Here is a 16,894-nt window from a genome sequence, read left to right on the forward strand (position 1 = left end):
ACGTAAAATGATGGACGTAGAATTGAGATGCTTATTTACTTAGTGAAACCTTTGCCTGAAAGAGAGGCAGGGGTTTTTTTCGATTATTCTGTCGTTAAAATGGTCATTTTAGGGGTATAGAGCTTAGAGGAGGCACAATAATGGAAGCAATTTTATTACAGTATGGCTGGGTACTCATTGTACTTGTTGTATTAGAGGGCTTACTTGCTGCAGATAATGCGGTCGTAATGGCTGTAATGGTGAAGCATTTACCGCAAGAGCAACAAAAAAAGGCACTATTTTATGGCTTATTTGGCGCACTAATTTTCCGATTCTCAGCTCTGTTTGTTATTACAGTGTTGGTCAATTATTGGCAAATTCAAGCGGTTGGTGCAGCATATTTACTATTTATGTCTGCCAAAAATATTTATGATTTGCGTAAACAGAAGGATGACCCTGAAGAAGATGCGGATAACAAGTCAACAAAAAAGGGCTCGGGTTTCTGGTTAACAGTGCTTAAGGTGGAAGCGGCTGATATTGCGTTTGCTATTGATTCCATGCTGGCAGCAGTTGCAATTGCCGTAACATTGCCACATTTGGGGGAATTTGATATTGGTGGCATCAATGGTGGACAGTTTATAGTGATGCTGCTCGGTGGATTTATCGGTGTGATTATGATGCGCTTTGCAGCACAATGGTTTGTCAAAATATTAAATGATTATCCTTCACTTGAAACAGCAGCATTTTTAATTGTAGGCTGGGTAGGTGTGAAGCTCGTTGTTTTAACATTAGCTCATGAAAAAGTAGGCATATTACCTGAAGAATTTCCACATTCGACTGTATGGGAATTGACATTTTGGATTGTCTTACTAGCAATAGCATTAATCGGCTATCTTGTAGGTGTTCGTCGTCAAAAATAAAGAATATTGATTGGGAGGGATAGTTACAGCTATTCCTCTTTCTTTTTTTAGCTATTTTTTTTATACTATTATCTATCTAGTTGGGCATTCTAAGTGGGAGGAGTTGTGCGAAAGTGCCTTGGAAAAAATCATCAAATAAACTTGTTACACCGTTTCAGGTACTCGTTTCTTATTATTTTATAGCTATAGCAATTTCCTTCCTGTTACTACGACTTCCGGGCGTTCATCAAGAAGGTGTAAAGGTTTCCTTTTTAGATAGCTTATTTACCGCAGTCAGTGCAGTGAGTGTTACGGGTTTAACAACCATTAATGTATCACAAACCTATACAACCTTTGGACTTATCATGATTCTGGTAATTTTACAGCTAGGCGCCATTGGCATTATGTCACTGGGTACCTTTGTCTGGCTGTTAATAGGGAAAAAAATTGGCATGCGTGAGCGACAGTTGATTATGATTGACCATAACCAATACAGTTTATCAGGTGTTGTAAAATTAATTCGAGAAATTATAAAAATTTTAATCGGTATTGAAGTAATGGGTGCCTTTATTTTAACGCTTCATTTTACCAATTATTTCGATACATTCGAAGAAGCCTTTTTACATGGTGTGTTTGCTTCTATTTCTGCTACAACGAATGGAGGCTTTGATATTACAGGTCTAAGCTTATTACCGTTTCACAATGATTATTTTGTTCAAATGGTGACAATGGTACTGATCGTACTAGGGGCTATTGGTTTCCCTGTATTAATTGAAGTAAAAACATTTTTGCTTAAACGACATGTGAATTTTCGTTTTAGTTTATTTACAAAAATTACGACATCAACCTATGCATTATTATTTGTTGTAGGAGCACTTGTAATTTTATTACTTGAATCATTCCATTCCTTTAAGGAGATGTCTTGGCATGAGGCTCTTTTTTCGGCAATGTTTCATTCTGTATCCACAAGATCAGCTGGTCTCACAACGTATGATGTAACAACCTTCAGTGAAGCGACAGATATATTTATGAGCTTTCTCATGTTTATTGGTTCTTCACCAAGCTCAGTAGGTGGAGGAATTCGTACCACTACTTTTGCGATAGCAATTTTATTTTTAATTACCTATGCAAGAGGAAAAGAGGATATTCAAATATTTGGACGAGAAATTCATTTAATTGATGTTTTCCGTTCCTTTGTTGTCATTTTATTGGCGTTTTTTATGGTGCTAATGGCAACGATTATTTTGCTGATTACAGAGCCTCAAGCGTCATTAATTCAAATTATTTTTGAAATTACATCTGCATTTGGTACATGTGGCATGTCATTAGGCATCACGTCAGATTTATCGGTGGTAGGTAAAATCATTATTATAGTGTTAATGTTTATTGGTCGAGTAGGCTTAATTTCCTTCCTTTATACACTTGGCGGTGGTGGCAGAGGAAAAAAATCAAGCTTCCATTATCCGAAGGAACGCGTGATTATCGGGTAAATAACGAAAAAAAAATGAAGTGTTTAGCAAAGTATCTAATTTGAATATGACTTTCTTCTATTATATAGTGTGAAAAAATACTAGAAGATGTCGAATTATGTAACTAGAACAAGATGAGCTAAAGATAAATTGTAAAAAGATAAATAATGCCACAAAATTTTCAAATTATATTTTCCCGAATATAAAGGCAGTGGGTAGGTATTACTGACAAAATGCAAACATCTTTATTTAAGACTTTTGGCCTAATATGGACAATAATTATTATATGAATACAATACTGATTTTGGAAAGATTAAAACACTTTTTCAGCTAAAAAAAGAGTATAATTAGGGCAGAAAATGATAAAAATCCACCTTACCTCTCTTAGGGAAGTACAGGTGGATTTTTCCATTAGTCTATTTCCTTGCTTATTTTAAGGCTAATTGTTCATTCGGTTCTGTCAAATGAATGGATGCAAAATAAGGAGATTGACCATGACGGAAGTAAATTAATAGATAACCGTTTCTTTGTACAATTTTGCTATTTAAGAAGCTTTGATAATCAAGTGCATGGGGAATCACTAATGTATGCTTAAACAGCTCCTTCTCAGTCAGCTTGAAGCTCGCAAATTCTTCACCAGCGATTGCAGGATTTTCACGTAATGCACGATAAATAGTTTTTTGCTGTTCTTCTGTTGGTCGTTCTTTCCACCATAGTTTACGTGGCTGAAATTGCTGAGCCGACAAATAATCGAGCTGCATAAGACTCTTAATAATGTCCAAATTTGCCTCTTCTACCGTTTCTAAAAACATTAATAATCGGCGGAATAAATCCTCTAGTTGATGACCAATACGAGACCATCCTTTTGTTTCCCAGTATGTGCCAAATCTTTGGAAGAAATCAAATGGTGTAGCAAAGAGCTCTGTCACTAAATATTCAATCGTATAGTCCATACGATGATCGTTCCAATATTTCTCAAGAACATCCTCTGCATGTTTAATGCGAACGATGTCATCAAATGTTAGAACGTTATTCGAAAAGATTTCATAAGGAGCTATATCCACATAGGTATAACCAAACTTTTCAGCCTCTAATCGTAGACCTGTCCCACGTAAAAGTTTTAAAAAACCAAGCTGAAGCTCCTCAGGACGCATAGCAAAAACATCGTTAAACGTTTGACGGAAGCTTGCATAATCCTCCTCAGGCAAACCAGCAATTAAATCTAAATGCTGATCAATTTTGCCACCCTCTTTAACCATTGTTACTGTACGTTTTAATTTTTCGAAGTTTTGACGGCGTTTGACAAGTGTATTCGTCAAATCATTCGTAGATTGGACACCAATTTCAAAACGGAATAGCCCTTGTGGTGCATTGTCATTTAAAAATTGAATAACCTCGGGACGCATAATATCTGCCGTAATTTCAAATTGGAATACAACGCCAGGCTTATGCTCATCAATTAAAAATTGGAACATTTCCATCGCATAGCTACGGCTAATATTAAAGGTACGGTCAACAAATTTAATGGTACGAGCTCCATGATCCATTAAGAATCGAATATCTTCTTTTATTTTTTCACGGTTAAAGTAGCGCACACCAACTTCAATAGAGGATAAACAAAATTGACAGCTAAATGGGCAACCACGACTTGTTTCAATGTACTGAATTCGTTTACTTAAATGTGGTAAATCCTCCTCGAAGCGAAATGGACTTGGTAATTCACGTAAATCAATTTTTTGCGGCTGCGCGTGAATTTTTACTTTACCCTCCTCCAAATAACAAATTCCAGGAACATCCTCAAGTAATATTTCACCGTGTAAATAGTGTAATAATTGTTTAAATGAAGTTTCACCCTCACCCATAACAATAAAATCTACTTCTGGAATACGGCGTAACCAATGATGAGAATCATAGGAAACCTCAGGTCCACCAAGCAAAATTTTAACATGGGGACAGACAGTTTTTAACATTTTAATAACATGAATCGTTTCTTCGATATTCCAAATGTAACAGCTAAATCCAACAATATCAGGTTTTTTTTGGAATAAATCTGATACAATATTAAAAGCGGGATCTTTAATTGTATACTCTGCTATAATTGGATTAAACTCTGGTAAAGTAGCACCTTTTAAATAGCGCAATGCTAAATTTGTGTGTATATACTTGGCATTTAAAGTCGTTAAAATAGTATTCATACAATAATCTTCCTTTCAGTATTTAATTGTAACAGTCAAGTATCTGACAGACAATATAATTCTTTTTACCTATTTATTTTGTGAACGGTTCGTGAAATAATTTAAAATACTTAAATTTACTAAATTTTGTAATAATAGAATCGTACGATCATAAAGTATAGTAAAGACTCAAAATTCGATTTAGAGGTTTTTTACTCTTTTGAAAGGTTCGGTGAGAAAGTTGAAGCAAAATGATATTAATCAATGTTTTGGAAATCTTATGAAAAGTACTTCGTCACCAACACTTATACTCAATAAAGCAGGGAAAATTTTGAACGTCAATGAGGCTGCTATCCAACTTTTTAATCTTAATTTAACGTATATGGGTTACTTAACGATGGACGAGCCATCTAATTTAAAATGGGCAAAATTCGTCAAACAATTACAGCGTGATTTACGCTCAGAAGAAATCTTTAATATTAAAATAGCTGGAAATGAGTTCGAAATGCTATCATTTAAGTGTTTTTTATGACTCACATACAGAAGAAATCGTTGCACAAATTTCAACATTAACAGATGATGTTGCTCATAAATTATACGTTAGTCAAGCACATGAGAAATCCCAATCTTTTAATGCCTATGATTATTTGCCTTATGCTATTATTGTAAGTGATGCTAGTGGCATTATTCTTGGGCTTAATAGGTATGCAGAAATGTTTCTTAAAGTAGAAAATTCGCAGCTTCTTCATAAAGCGCATCAGCATATATTTGATTCATTTACATTAAAAAAGGGACAGATTACTGCATATCTTTCAAAACTGATGGGTGACAAGCATGCAAGTATTCATGTAGTGGATGAAACCCAGGTTGGCAGTACATGCTATTATGAAATTTCAAGTATTTTTGATGAGTACAATAATATTATCGTGACTGTGATCAATGACGAAACAGAAAAAAAGCAATTGCAGCATAAAGTTGAGCATCAACAAGCTTTAAATGTGGTTGGGCAGATGGCTGCAAGTATTGCACATGAGATCCGTAATCCATTAACTTCACTAAAAGGGTTTACTGAGTTATTAAAGTTAAACGCTGATGATGAATCACGTATGTATCTTTCAGTGATTGATAGCGAGCTCCAACGAATGGAACAAATTTTGTCTGAGCTTTTGGTATTGTCCAAGCCAACGACAATGAAGATGGAATTATTAGAGCTGGATCAGCTTGTGAAACAGGTCATTGAATTTATGTTGCCAGATGCACTCATGAAAGATATTGCGATTCAGTATATTTCTCCTTCTCAACAGATATATATCGGTGGTAATGAGAACCGATTAAAGCAAGTATTTGTGAATTTAATTAAAAATGCAATGGAATCTATGCATAGTGGTGGCACCATTACGATTGAAATGCTAACCAATGACTGTGCAATTGCTGAATTATTAATTAAAGATGAAGGTGCTGGTATGGACAGCACAACATTAAAAAATCTATTCCAACCATTTTACACAACTAAAACAAAAGGCACAGGATTAGGCCTTGCTTTTGTAAAAAAGGTGATTGAAGAGCATGATGGTGCAATAGGCGTTAATAGTGAGTTACAGAAGGGAACATCCTTCCATCTACAGTTTCCAATATACACATTTAATCAAATGGACACGCTAGAAGTGTCCGCGAAAAATTCTGCGTATTTAGTAACATAATGAGAGTAAAAATAGTTGCTTGTTGAATCGTGTATAGGCTAAATGAAATATTGCTTTTGACAATGCTTTTCTAATATCGCTATAATGTCAAGTAGAAGAGCGAATTGAAAGGGAAAAGGATATGACGTCAGAAGATTTAAAGCAATCTTTAAAATTATATATTGTATTATCGCGTGCACTGAAAGCTGTCAACGAGACAACACATCAATTATTTCAGGAAAATGGCTTAAACCCAACTGAATTTGCTGTTTTAGAGCTTCTTTATCATAAAGGAAGGCAGCCATTACAGCAAATAGGCAATAAAATTCTACTTGCCAGTGGGTCTATTACGTATGTTATTGATAAGCTTGAAAAGAGAGGCTTTTTACTACGTGTTTCATGCCCATCAGATCGTCGCGTAACGTATGCGGAAATTACCGCAGAAGGTGAGGCTTTTATGGGAGAGCTTTTCCCAAAACACGAAAAGCATCTACATGAATTAATGAGTGTGCTATCTCCAGCAGAGCAAGAGCAAGCCATTATATTATTAAAGAAAATCGGTCTTTCTATTAAAGATTTATCTTATTAAAAAAGTTGTCTCAATAAATTGAGGCAGCTTTTTTATCTATAAACACAATAGAGACTATAGACAATGCTGTGTCTATAGTCTCTTTCGGTTTATCAAGCATTATTTTTTAGAGATCGTTGCAGCCATGTTTAGCATAGCATCTGTTAAATCTTGCTCATCATTATCATGGATTGTTATTTTTGTAATCAGGCCATCTTTTTCAAAAACAACCCCAATTACTTTTTCTGTGTCAAAGTCAACAACATAACCCTCAATATTTTGAACATCCTTAAATGCTACTAATTCATCGGCGGATAATGCTACTGTTTCGCCAACAGCATTCATATAATCCTGCATAGTTGTTTTCACATTAGCAAAGCTTGATTGTGAAGCATCAATTGCTTCAATTCGCATGAATACTTCGTCATCCGCATTCGATACGAGCATATCCTTACCTGGCTCTTCTTGTGTTAATGTAAATCCTGGGAGCTGTTGTATTTTATAGCCTTGCTCAACACTGTTAGCTTCAGAAGCAGTTTCAGTTTTATCTTCACCATTTTGGACATAGTTTACATCTTGTTGAGCTTGCCCATTCGTATCATCTTCCTCTGTATCATTGGTTACAGGCGTATCAACGTTCTCCTCTGGCTCTTGTGCTTCATCGGGTGTTTCATTATCGGTTGGTTGTTGCTCAGCACCAGTATCAGATGGCTCATTTTGTTCCGCATCTGCATCTCCTGTTTTTTCAGAAGTATTACAGCCTACAAATAATACAGCTGTTAGTAATAATGCAAGGATAGAAAAAAATTTTTTTTGCATAAAAAACCCTCCCTTTCTAAATTAAACGTTTGTAAAGATAAAATGTTTCCAGCTTTTAATGTTATGATGTTAAAGGTAATACTAAAAATAATAATAGTACAAAAACAACATGGGCTACAATAACAAGAGGCATGCTTTTACGCCATTCATATAGAAAGCCCCAAATAAGACTTGCGACAAGTGCAGCTATTACACCCAATATAAAGCCGCTAAGGGCAATCGAGATAGCGCATAATACAGCGGTAACGATAACCGCCAAAACGGGACGCATAAAGCGCTTTAACTGCTGTTGGACATAACCACGCCAGAATAGCTCTTCACCAATGGCAACGATAAAAACAAGTAAAGCATAGTGCCAAATATTTTGTGGTCCATAGGTTGCTAAAAACTTTTGAACAGATTGTACTAAATGATTATCGATATATGGGGCGAGCCAATAACCTAAGCGGATAATCCCATATGTGATAGTACCATATCCAATACCAAAGAGTAAAAATTGCCATGTTGGTAATTGATCTTCAATAGTCCCTGCTAGAATGGCGATGGCAATACATACGAGTAAAGTAAATGCATACATGTACCAAAATACGGCTTGGTTAGCAAAGGTAAAAGCAAGCATACCATAAACGAATAATAAAGAAAGGAGAAGTATGATTGTTTGTTTCGAATTTGTTAACATATTCGACCTCCATGCTTTAATTTTATCAAAAAAAAAGCCCCATATCATCTATAAAGACAAATAGGGACTATTCAGACTTTTAATTTAAGCTTCATTTGTATATAAAATTTTGTAGCGTTTATGATTGACGACTGTTTTTTCTTCAATTTCAAGGGAATTAAAATTCTCCATATATGTTAAATTAACAATTACAGAATTTTCATTGACCTTTTCAACGATCCCTTGAAGACCATTTTTAAACTCGATAATATTTCCAACTTCAGCTATTTTCACAGACAGTCAGCTCCTTCATCGACTAATAATATACAGTTTGCATGAAAATCTGGTAAACGTAAAGCTTTTTTTAAATAATTCAAAATTTATCTTTATTACATCTCCTCCTCATAATTTATAGTTGACTTCCCCTTTGGGAGTGTGTTTTCTTGCAGTTGCACAGAACAAAGCTAACTGAGGGCGTTGAAGGGGCTATTTTACTCATTAAAGAAACAAAGGCTAAGAATGGTTACAACTTGCCACAAAACCCCTAGGAGCTATCCTAGCGACGCTTCAGTCAACTACTAGATCGACCATCACATTTTCTGGTGACGAAATTTTATGACACAAAGAAGATGCTATAATAGAAAGGAATGAAATTAATGGAAAAATATGAAAATATGCTTAATCAATTACAAAATGGGGAAATAAAAAGTATTGAAATCCAAAAGGAAGAATTTTATGATTTTAGGGAAATACTAGTGAAGCATCCTTTATTTAAACATTTCAGAGGTGAGGCTAAGCAAAGTGGACGGATTATTTATACGTACAGTGAAATCCCTAGAAGTTAATTTGTCGAACATTGTCGTAAGTTAATGCTGTAAGAAATGAAATATAAATGTATAATAATGGTATGATTATTTGTATGTGGAGGGTTGTATGAATGGTCAATCTACTCTTGAAACAAATGGAACAAACGCGTGAGATGATGATTCGCTCAGGTGTAGAAAATGGGTTACAAAATGCAAAAACCATTCAACTGAGTCGTAGGTTAGACCAGTTAATGAATACTTATTATAGACAGACTGCATTTGAGGACGAAAAAGAACAAGACGAGGAAGAGGATTGTTCTAATATTGACAGGGTATAACATTTTAAAAATATATGTTTAAAGTGTGCTCTGTTGGGGAATAACTTACTATGAACACAGCAACATTCTCATTTCCCCCTTTAGAGCAGTGATCCCCCAATCACTCGCTCTTTTTTTTTGCTTATTCGGTGTATACAAACAACAGGAATAGTTTGAATTATTTTATTTATTCGCCTAAACTGAAAAAATAAGAAGAATTTGTCGACAAAGGAGTAAATACATATGAGTAAACAACGTATTGCATTTATTGGAGCGGGTGTAATGGGTGCTAGTATTATTAAGCATTTATTACAAAATGGGCATGAAGTAACCGTATATACACGAACAAAGGCAAAAGCAGAATCGCTTATAGCATTAGGAGCATCTTGGGCAAGTACGCCAGCTGAGGCGTTTCACAATACAGAAATAGCGTTTACAATGGTTGGTTATCCTTCCGATGTTGAAGAAGTATACTTTGGAGAAACGGGGCTGTTTCAAACAGCAGCGTCTGGCAATATTGTGATTGATATGACGACTTCAGAGCCATCCTTAGCAAAGAAAATTTTTGAACATGCACAAAAAATCGGCGTCGAGGCTTTAGATGCACCTGTTTCTGGGGGAGATATTGGGGCTCAAAATGGGACATTGTCGATTATGATTGGCGGTAATCAAGCTACATATAATAAAATTTTACCGATTATGAAGCATTTTGGTGAAAATATTGTTTATCAGGGCCAAGCAGGGGCAGGACAACATGCAAAGATGTGCAATCAAATTGTGATTGCTTCTGGTATGATTGGGGTTTGTGAATCAATGGCTTATGGTTTAAAGGCAGGGCTGGACTTAGCAACTGTCTTGCAATCTATCTCATCGGGGGCTGCTGGCTCTTGGTCATTAAGTAATTTAGCGCCACGTATGATAAAAGAAGACTTTGCACCAGGTTTTTATATTAAACATTTTGTCAAGGATATGAAAATTGCTTTAGATGAATCAAAAAAGATGGGTATTTCTTTACCAGGTCTTGCCTTAGCCTATGAAATGTATGAAAAGCTTGTTGAAGAGGGCTATGCTGATAATGGCACACAAGCACTTTTGAAACACTACGAATAACCGATTGAACGCAACCTAAAGTATCTTCGCTGTTTGAAGAAGATACTTTAGGTTTTTTTACTATTGACTGATAGCTACGGCTTTGGCTGTAGAAAGTGGGGCAGTTTTTTTATTATTATTATTGGTTTTTAGTTATGCTTGATTGAATTTACTGCTATATTGTAAATAATATTAATTTTCTTTAAAAAAAGATAATATTTATTACAGAAAAAAATTATTTGATTATTATAGAGAGTAGAGGGAGGATTTTATGAAGAAGAACGGAGCAATAGATGGACAACATCGAAGTCAGTTAGCGATTTACTTATCGTTGCCAATACTGTCGTGGGCATTTTATGATTTTGCTAATACAATATTTTCCTCCAATATAAATACTGTATTTTTCCCTTTTTATATGGATGAAGTGTTGGGAACAAATGAAGTAATGCAGCAGGTAGCAAGTACATTTATTTCTTACGCCAATGCTATTGCAAGCTTCCTATTAGTCGTTTTTTCCCCACTTTTTGGCGTATGGATTGATAATACAGGCTATAAAAAGAAATTTATTGTATGGTTTGCCTCTATTTCTATCCTATTTACGTTTATGATGGGGGTTTTTGCTAATTTACAAACAACGGCCCATTATTCAGGTGTGCCGTTAAGCTTATTTTTAGTCGTTGTTAGTTTTGTAATTGCTAAATTTTTCTTTAATTCCAGTCTAGTATTCTACGATTCAATGATGGGTGATTTAGGAACAAAAGAGGAGATGCCTCTCATCTCTGGTTATGGTGTTGCCGTTGGATATCTTGGTACAATTTTTGGCTTACTTGTTTATTTATATGTAGGTAATAGTGATTTTCATCGAGCATTTATCCCAACAGCTATTTTATATTTATTATTTTCATTACCTTTATTTTTTATTAATAAAGATGCACCGATTCCAAAATCAGAACGAAAGCCGATTAAATTTTTTGATGGCTATAAAGAAATTATTCAAACCTTTAAGGATATGAAGCAATATAAAGCGATTTTTACCTTTATGATCGCTTATTTCTTTTTAAATGATGCTATTGCGACAACGATTGCGATGATGGCTGTTTATGCTACGACAATTGTCGGCTTTAGCTCTGGGCAATTTATTGTTCTTTATTTGGTCTCCACGGTGTCCACAATCCTTGGTTCTCTTGCGTTTGGTTATATTACGAAATCCATAGGCGCTAAACGTGCTATCACGATTGTTGCACTTATTATGATTGTTGCTTTGGTATTCGCTGTTTTTGCCTCAGCACAATGGATGTTCTGGCTTGCTGGTAGTCTATTTGGTATATCTCTTGGATCGATGTGGGTGACATCTAGGACATATATTATTGAATTATCACCAAATGAGAAACGTGGACAATTCTTTGGCTTATTTGCTTTTTCAGGTAAAGTATCATCCATTATTGGTCCAGCTGTATATGGAACCGTTACATTATGGATGAAGGATTATGGTACGCTTGCAAGTCGTGTAGCATTATCTACCTTGATTGTGATGACAGTGATTGGTTTATTGGTACATCTAAAAGTTAATGATAAAAATGGAAATCGCAAGTAGGAGAAATGTATTGCCTATGATACAATTGAATTATAAATAGAAGTAGAGAAAGGAGCGGGGTTGCATTGGAACATAAAGGCATATTATTAGAAAGTGGCACAAATGAGCTGGAAATTGTTGAATTTGAAGTAGCGAATAATAAATTTGGCATTAATGTTATTAAAGTCAAAGAGATTATTCAACCGATACCAGTGACATTTATTCCACACGCGCACCCGCATGTAGAAGGGATTATTCAATTACGCGGTGAGGTATTACCAGTTGTGGATATGCTGCGAGTATTAGGCATTCAAGGGGTAGAACGTAATCCACAGCAAAAATATATCGTTGCAGAATTTAATAAACAACGCGTTGTTTTCCATGTGGATAATGTAACACAAATTCATCGTATTTCCTGGGATCAAATTGAAAAACCTTCTGATATGTATCAAGGGGGAACTTCACAAGTCATCGGTGTTATAAAGCAAAATGAACAGATGATTTTGCTACTAGATTTCGAAAGAATTATGGTAGATATTAACCCTGAGTCAGGTATTAGTGTGGAATCCGTGAAGAAGCTTGGAAAACGTGATCGCAGTGAAAAGCGCATTTTAATTGCAGAAGATTCACCATTATTACGCAAATTATTATTTGATACGATGAATGAAGCTGGCTATAGCAATCTTGAATTCTTTGAAAACGGCCGTGATGCCTATGAGTATTTAGAGGGAATTGTAAAAGGTGGTAGTGATATAAGTGAGCATATTCAATTGGTGGTAACAGATATTGAAATGCCACAAATGGATGGTCATCATTTGACACGCAAAATCAAAGAGCATCCTGATTTACAAAAGCTTCCTGTTATTATTTTCTCAAGTCTCATTACAGATGATCTTCGTCATAAGGGTGATCAAGTAGGAGCAGAGGATCAAATTAGTAAGCCAGAAATTGCAGAGCTTATTTTACGTATAGACCAATTGATTTTGTGATGTATATGCCTTACACGATACTTGACAATTTTAATAATGGGTATCCTGCGAGTATATGAATAAATGAAAGAAAAGTCGGATGCCTGAAAGGGTCCGACTTTTTTGTATAGTACAACACACCATGTACAAAATAACAGAATGATACACTTGAAGGACGTGATGATTTGAATGAATTAAAAACAGCCATTATTGATATCGGCTCAAATACCATTCGATTAGTATTATATCAGTACAATTATGAAGAGGGGCTTCATGAGTTAGGCAATATTAAAACGGTAGCACGTTTGCGTACGTATATACAGCCCTCGGGAGAGATGTCTGAAGATGGCATTCAAGTGTTATCCGAAACTTTATTAACATTTAAAGCAATGCTTGAGGAATTTGAAATAACGGATGTTAAAGCGGCTGCAACGGCTGCTATTCGACAAGCCACAAATCGTGATCAAATCATTACACAAATGAAGGAACAAACAGGTATCCAAATAGAGCTTTTATCAGAAGAGGAAGAAGCCTATTTTGGCTATGTTGCGGTTGCTTATTCAATGGGCACAACGTCTGCCGTGACCATTGATATTGGCGGAGGAAGTACCGAAATCACGCTATTTGAAAATAAAGAGCTACAGCAATCACATAGTTTTCCATTTGGAACAGTGTCGTTAAAGCAACGCTTTGTAAAGGGGGACATCATCAATAGCAGTGAAAAGAAGGAGCTAATTGCCTTTGTGAAAGAGCAGTTCCAAACACTTCCTTGGATACAGAATGTCGGTTTACCTATTATTGCAATTGGTGGGAGTGCACGTAATATTGCACAAATTCACCAGCAAAAGCATGATTACCCTATTGCAAGTGTGCATGGCTATGCTATGGCAAAGGAAGATTTAGATGATCTCAGCTCATTTTTAGGGCAGTTAAGCTTTCAAGAGTTAAATCAGCTTGATGGGCTTTCATCTGATCGTGCAGATATTATTGTTCCTGCATTAGAGGTATTTAGAGTATTGATGGAGGTGGTTGGAAGTGAATCATTCCAGCTTACAAAAAAAGGCTTACGTGAAGGACTTATTATTCAACGTATTTTGCAAACCGAGGGAAACGCCTTTGATAAATATAACGTATTTGAAGGAAATGTAAGAAGGCTAGCACGTCAATATGGACGTACAGAAATGGAAGTTAATTATTTAAAGCATTTAGCAGACCAGTTATATCGTAAATGTTGTCATTTAGGATATTTACAATATAATACAAAAGATTTACAATTATTAGTAAAGGCAGCGAAGGTATTTAATATAGGCGAGTATATTGAATTAAGCTCTGCAAGCCAGCATACATTTTATTTGATTGCCAATCAATCCATTGACGGGTTAAATCATCAAGAAAGAGTGATCCTCGCATTGCTTGCCTCGTATAAAAATAAAGACTATTTTCAACGATTTGCGGCTCCCTTTACAACATGGATGAGCCAAGAGGAATATCGTAAAATACGTAATTTTGGAGGGCTATTAAAATTTGTCTATGCTTTGAATGTTTCGAAGCGCAATGTGGTGCATGCACTGGAAATGCATACAGAAGAAGATTATGTAGAGCTCGATATTTATATGAAAAATAATGCAGCAGCCGAAAAATACCAAGTGCATCGACATAAAAAACATTTGGAACGAGCATTAAAAGTGCCATTAAAAATTAATTTTATTGAAGAAGGGTGGAAGAATGTATGACAACTGAAGTGACAAATAATGAATTACATGAGGAAGAGTTCTCAGAGCATAGTCGGTTATTAGAGGAAATTACTAAGCCCCAGTATTATAATAATCGCGAATTAAGCTGGCTTGCTTTTAATGAACGCGTATTAGAAGAAGCAGAGGATGTTAATAATCCCCTGCTAGAGCGTTTGAAGTTTTTAGCCATTTTTAGTTCAAATTTAGATGAATTTTTTATGGTGCGTGTCGCAGGGCTTCAGGATCAGGTTCGTGCGGGTTTTCATAAGCCAGAAAATAAATCGGGTTTAACCCCAAAGGAACAATTAGCAAAAATAGCAGAGCGTACCCAGGCTCTTGTACGTCGACAAACAGAAGTATATCGACATTTAATTTATGATTTATTACCACAACATAATGTACATATTGCAGACATGAAAGATTTGAATCGTGAACAAAAAGCATATATTAATGAAATGTTTGCGGAAACCATTTTCCCAGTTTTAACACCTGTAGCGGTAGATGCCTATCGACCCTTCCCGATCCTGCTTGGTAAAACTTTAAATTTACTTGTGCTGCTAGAGCAGGATGAGGAAGACCTAGAGAATCGCGAGAGGGTTGCAATTGTACAAGTGCCTTCTGTACTAGATCGGTATATTAAAGTGCCATCTGAAGAGGGAAAAACAGTTGTTGTGTTATTAGAGGATGTTATTGTTGCACATATTGAAAAGCTATTTTATGGATATAGTGTCAAATCAGCTCAAGCATTCCGTTTAACAAGAAATGCAGATTTAACCATTCATGAGGAAGGTGCGAGAGATCTGTTAGTTGAAATTGAAAAAGAGCTGAAAAAACGAAAATGGGGAGTAGGTAGTCGCCTCGAAGTTCGTGTAGGAGAAATGAACGATGAAGTGCTTCAGTATTTGTTAGAAGAATTTGAAATTGAGGAAACGGATGTTTTTCATATTGATGGTCCTTTAGATTTAACATTTATGTTCTCCTTTGTTAAAGGGATATCCGTAGGCCGCGAGCACTTAGAGTATGAAAGCTTCTTCCCACAGCCACCTTTAGATGTCCAGTCAGATGAAAATATTTTTGAAAAGGCTTTACAGCAAGATATATTCTTCCATCACCCATATGAATCATTTGTGCCGATTGTTGATTTTATTGCAGAAGCAGCTGTCAATCCAGATGTCCTTGCGATTAAACAAACATTGTATCGAGTAAGTGGCAATTCACCGATTATTCAAGCATTAAAGCTTGCTGCTGAAAATGGCAAGCAAGTAACAGTATTAGTCGAGCTAAAAGCACGTTTTGACGAAGAAAATAATGTGCATTGGGCAAAGCAATTAGAGCAAGCAGGCTGTCTCGTAATTTACGGCATGAATAATTTAAAAACCCATTCAAAAATAACACTTATCGTTAGTCGTCAGCATGGCAAAATTGAGCGCTTTGTGCATCTTGGAACAGGTAATTATAATGATGCCACTGCAAAAATTTATACGGATATGGGCATCATAACGACAGATAAAGAATTTGGCGTTGATGCGACAAACTTCTTTAACTATTTAAGTGGTTATACAGAGAAACCTACGTTTAATCATTTAGTCGTGGCGCCTTTTGATATCCGAGATGAATTTATACGATTAATGGATGAGGAAATTGCTTGTCATAAAAAATATGGTAATGGTTTTATTCGTGCAAAAATGAATTCACTGACAGACAAGGATTTAATGATGAAGCTATATGAGGCATCGATTGCAGGCGTAAAGGTGGAGCTTATTATACGAGGCACTTGCTGTTTAAGACCTGGCATTCCTGGTATTAGTGAAAATATTACAGTGACAAGTATTGTTGGCCGTTTCCTTGAGCATTCTCGTATTTACTGGTTCCATCATAACGGAGAAAATAAGATTTATTTATCTTCCGCGGATATGATGACGCGCAATATGGTTAAACGTGTAGAAATTTTATTCCCTGTATATGCAAATGATATAAAAACTCGTATTATTGACATTATGAATACGCAATTAATGGATACAGCAAAAGCGCGTATTCAAGACTCAAATGGTAAATATCATTATAAAGAGTTTAATCGTGGTGAAGACCCGATTAATAGTCAAGAGATTTTCTTACAGGAAGCATTAAAGCCTACGCTAGACGAAGAATAGAGCAAACACGCTC

Annotated in this window: 16 protein-coding genes; 12 read left to right on the top strand and 4 right to left on the bottom strand. The window is 35.6% G+C overall.

All coding sequences use genetic code 11. From position 1 onward, the window contains the following. The first annotated feature begins 140 nt into the window (after positions 1-140). Positions 141-899 (top strand): TerC family protein, encoded by a 759-nt coding sequence (locus ADM90_RS03670; RefSeq protein ID WP_053993707.1) that lies wholly within the window; start codon positions 141-143, stop codon positions 897-899. Between the two features lie 113 nt (positions 900-1,012). Next, positions 1,013-2,368: a TrkH family potassium uptake protein gene (locus tag ADM90_RS03675; protein ID WP_053993708.1), complete on the top strand. Its 1,356-nt coding sequence runs from the start codon at positions 1,013-1,015 to the stop codon at positions 2,366-2,368. A gap of 407 nt (positions 2,369-2,775) precedes the next feature. Here ADM90_RS03675 and ADM90_RS03680 read toward each other — a convergent pair whose 3' ends face one another. Continuing rightward, a complete protein-coding gene (locus ADM90_RS03680) occupies positions 2,776-4,542 on the bottom strand; it encodes a B12-binding domain-containing radical SAM protein (RefSeq protein WP_053993709.1) in 1,767 nt (588 codons plus the stop codon). Between the two features lie 310 nt (positions 4,543-4,852). On the opposite strand from ADM90_RS03680, the gene ADM90_RS24960 reads away from it, so the two are divergent. The 3 genes from ADM90_RS24960 to ADM90_RS03690 all read left to right on the top strand — a co-directional run bounded on the left by ADM90_RS24960 (position 4,853) and on the right by ADM90_RS03690 (position 6,789). Continuing rightward, positions 4,853-5,053: a hypothetical protein gene (locus ADM90_RS24960; RefSeq protein WP_235473302.1), complete on the top strand. Its 201-nt coding sequence runs from the start codon at positions 4,853-4,855 to the stop codon at positions 5,051-5,053. Positions 5,054-5,531: 478 nt separating this feature from the next. Further along, positions 5,532-6,221, top strand: a complete 690-nt coding sequence (locus tag ADM90_RS25510; RefSeq protein WP_412176979.1) for an ATP-binding protein — start codon at positions 5,532-5,534, stop codon at positions 6,219-6,221. 121 nt (positions 6,222-6,342) lie between these two features. Next, a complete protein-coding gene (locus tag ADM90_RS03690) occupies positions 6,343-6,789 on the top strand; it encodes a MarR family winged helix-turn-helix transcriptional regulator (RefSeq protein WP_053993710.1) in 447 nt (148 codons plus the stop codon). A 99-nt stretch (positions 6,790-6,888) separates the two neighbouring features. On the opposite strand, the gene ADM90_RS03695 is transcribed toward ADM90_RS03690, so the two are convergent. The 3 genes from ADM90_RS03695 to ADM90_RS03705 all read right to left on the bottom strand — a co-directional run bounded on the left by ADM90_RS03695 (position 6,889) and on the right by ADM90_RS03705 (position 8,539). Continuing rightward, positions 6,889-7,587 (bottom strand): hypothetical protein, encoded by a 699-nt coding sequence (locus tag ADM90_RS03695; RefSeq protein WP_053993711.1) that lies wholly within the window; start codon positions 7,585-7,587, stop codon positions 6,889-6,891. Between the two features lie 61 nt (positions 7,588-7,648). After that, the gene (locus ADM90_RS03700; protein ID WP_053993712.1) at positions 7,649-8,266 is read right to left on the bottom strand and encodes a CPBP family intramembrane glutamic endopeptidase; all 618 of its coding nucleotides are present in this window, start codon (positions 8,264-8,266) and stop codon (positions 7,649-7,651) included. 84 nt (positions 8,267-8,350) lie between these two features. Then, positions 8,351-8,539 carry a YkvS family protein gene (locus ADM90_RS03705; protein WP_053993713.1) on the bottom strand — a complete coding sequence of 63 codons (189 nt, stop codon included), beginning with the start codon at positions 8,537-8,539 and terminating at the stop codon, positions 8,351-8,353. Positions 8,540-8,901: 362 nt separating this feature from the next. Here ADM90_RS03705 and ADM90_RS03710 point away from each other — a divergent pair, with 362 nt between their 5' ends. The 7 genes from ADM90_RS03710 (at position 8,902) to ADM90_RS03740 (ending at position 16,881) form a co-directional block, all read left to right on the top strand. Then, the gene (locus ADM90_RS03710) at positions 8,902-9,090 is read left to right on the top strand and encodes a hypothetical protein (RefSeq protein WP_053993714.1); all 189 of its coding nucleotides are present in this window, start codon (positions 8,902-8,904) and stop codon (positions 9,088-9,090) included. Positions 9,091-9,182: 92 nt separating this feature from the next. Further along, positions 9,183-9,389, top strand: a complete 207-nt coding sequence (locus tag ADM90_RS03715) for an aspartyl-phosphate phosphatase Spo0E family protein (RefSeq protein WP_053993715.1) — start codon at positions 9,183-9,185, stop codon at positions 9,387-9,389. Between the two features lie 222 nt (positions 9,390-9,611). Further along, positions 9,612-10,478 (top strand): NAD(P)-dependent oxidoreductase, encoded by an 867-nt coding sequence (locus ADM90_RS03720; RefSeq protein ID WP_053993716.1) that lies wholly within the window; start codon positions 9,612-9,614, stop codon positions 10,476-10,478. Between the two features lie 250 nt (positions 10,479-10,728). After that, complete coding sequence (locus tag ADM90_RS03725; protein ID WP_053993717.1) at positions 10,729-12,051, top strand: MFS transporter; 1,323 nt, start codon at positions 10,729-10,731, stop codon at positions 12,049-12,051. Between the two features lie 65 nt (positions 12,052-12,116). Beyond that, the gene (locus ADM90_RS03730) at positions 12,117-13,019 is read left to right on the top strand and encodes a chemotaxis protein (protein ID WP_053993718.1); all 903 of its coding nucleotides are present in this window, start codon (positions 12,117-12,119) and stop codon (positions 13,017-13,019) included. A gap of 164 nt (positions 13,020-13,183) precedes the next feature. Continuing rightward, complete coding sequence (locus ADM90_RS03735; protein ID WP_053993719.1) at positions 13,184-14,731, top strand: Ppx/GppA phosphatase family protein; 1,548 nt, start codon at positions 13,184-13,186, stop codon at positions 14,729-14,731. After that, positions 14,728-16,881 (top strand): RNA degradosome polyphosphate kinase, encoded by a 2,154-nt coding sequence (locus ADM90_RS03740; RefSeq protein WP_053993720.1) that lies wholly within the window; start codon positions 14,728-14,730, stop codon positions 16,879-16,881. Before ADM90_RS03735 ends, ADM90_RS03740 begins: the two co-directional genes overlap by 4 nt. Positions 16,882-16,894 lie beyond the last annotated feature (13 nt).

The sequence above is a fragment of the Lysinibacillus macroides genome, assembly GCF_001281525.1.
In the GTDB taxonomy this organism is placed as follows: Bacteria; Bacillota; Bacilli; order Bacillales_A; family Planococcaceae; genus Lysinibacillus; species Lysinibacillus macroides.

Coding starts and splice junctions, on each gene's coding strand:
- ADM90_RS03725 (WP_053993717.1), top strand. CDS start 10,729: ATGAAGAAGAACGGAGCAATAGATGGACAACATCGAAGTCAGTTAGCG.
- ADM90_RS03740 (WP_053993720.1), top strand. CDS start 14,728: ATGACAACTGAAGTGACAAATAATGAATTACATGAGGAAGAGTTCTCA.
- ADM90_RS03690 (WP_053993710.1), top strand. CDS start 6,343: ATGACGTCAGAAGATTTAAAGCAATCTTTAAAATTATATATTGTATTA.
- ADM90_RS03695 (WP_053993711.1), bottom strand. CDS start 7,587: ATGCAAAAAAAATTTTTTTCTATCCTTGCATTATTACTAACAGCTGTA.
- ADM90_RS25510 (WP_412176979.1), top strand. CDS start 5,532: ATGGCTGCAAGTATTGCACATGAGATCCGTAATCCATTAACTTCACTA.
- ADM90_RS03670 (WP_053993707.1), top strand. CDS start 141: ATGGAAGCAATTTTATTACAGTATGGCTGGGTACTCATTGTACTTGTT.
- ADM90_RS03700 (WP_053993712.1), bottom strand. CDS start 8,266: ATGTTAACAAATTCGAAACAAACAATCATACTTCTCCTTTCTTTATTA.
- ADM90_RS03715 (WP_053993715.1), top strand. CDS start 9,183: ATGGTCAATCTACTCTTGAAACAAATGGAACAAACGCGTGAGATGATG.
- ADM90_RS03710 (WP_053993714.1), top strand. CDS start 8,902: ATGGAAAAATATGAAAATATGCTTAATCAATTACAAAATGGGGAAATA.
- ADM90_RS03720 (WP_053993716.1), top strand. CDS start 9,612: ATGAGTAAACAACGTATTGCATTTATTGGAGCGGGTGTAATGGGTGCT.
- ADM90_RS03680 (WP_053993709.1), bottom strand. CDS start 4,542: ATGAATACTATTTTAACGACTTTAAATGCCAAGTATATACACACAAAT.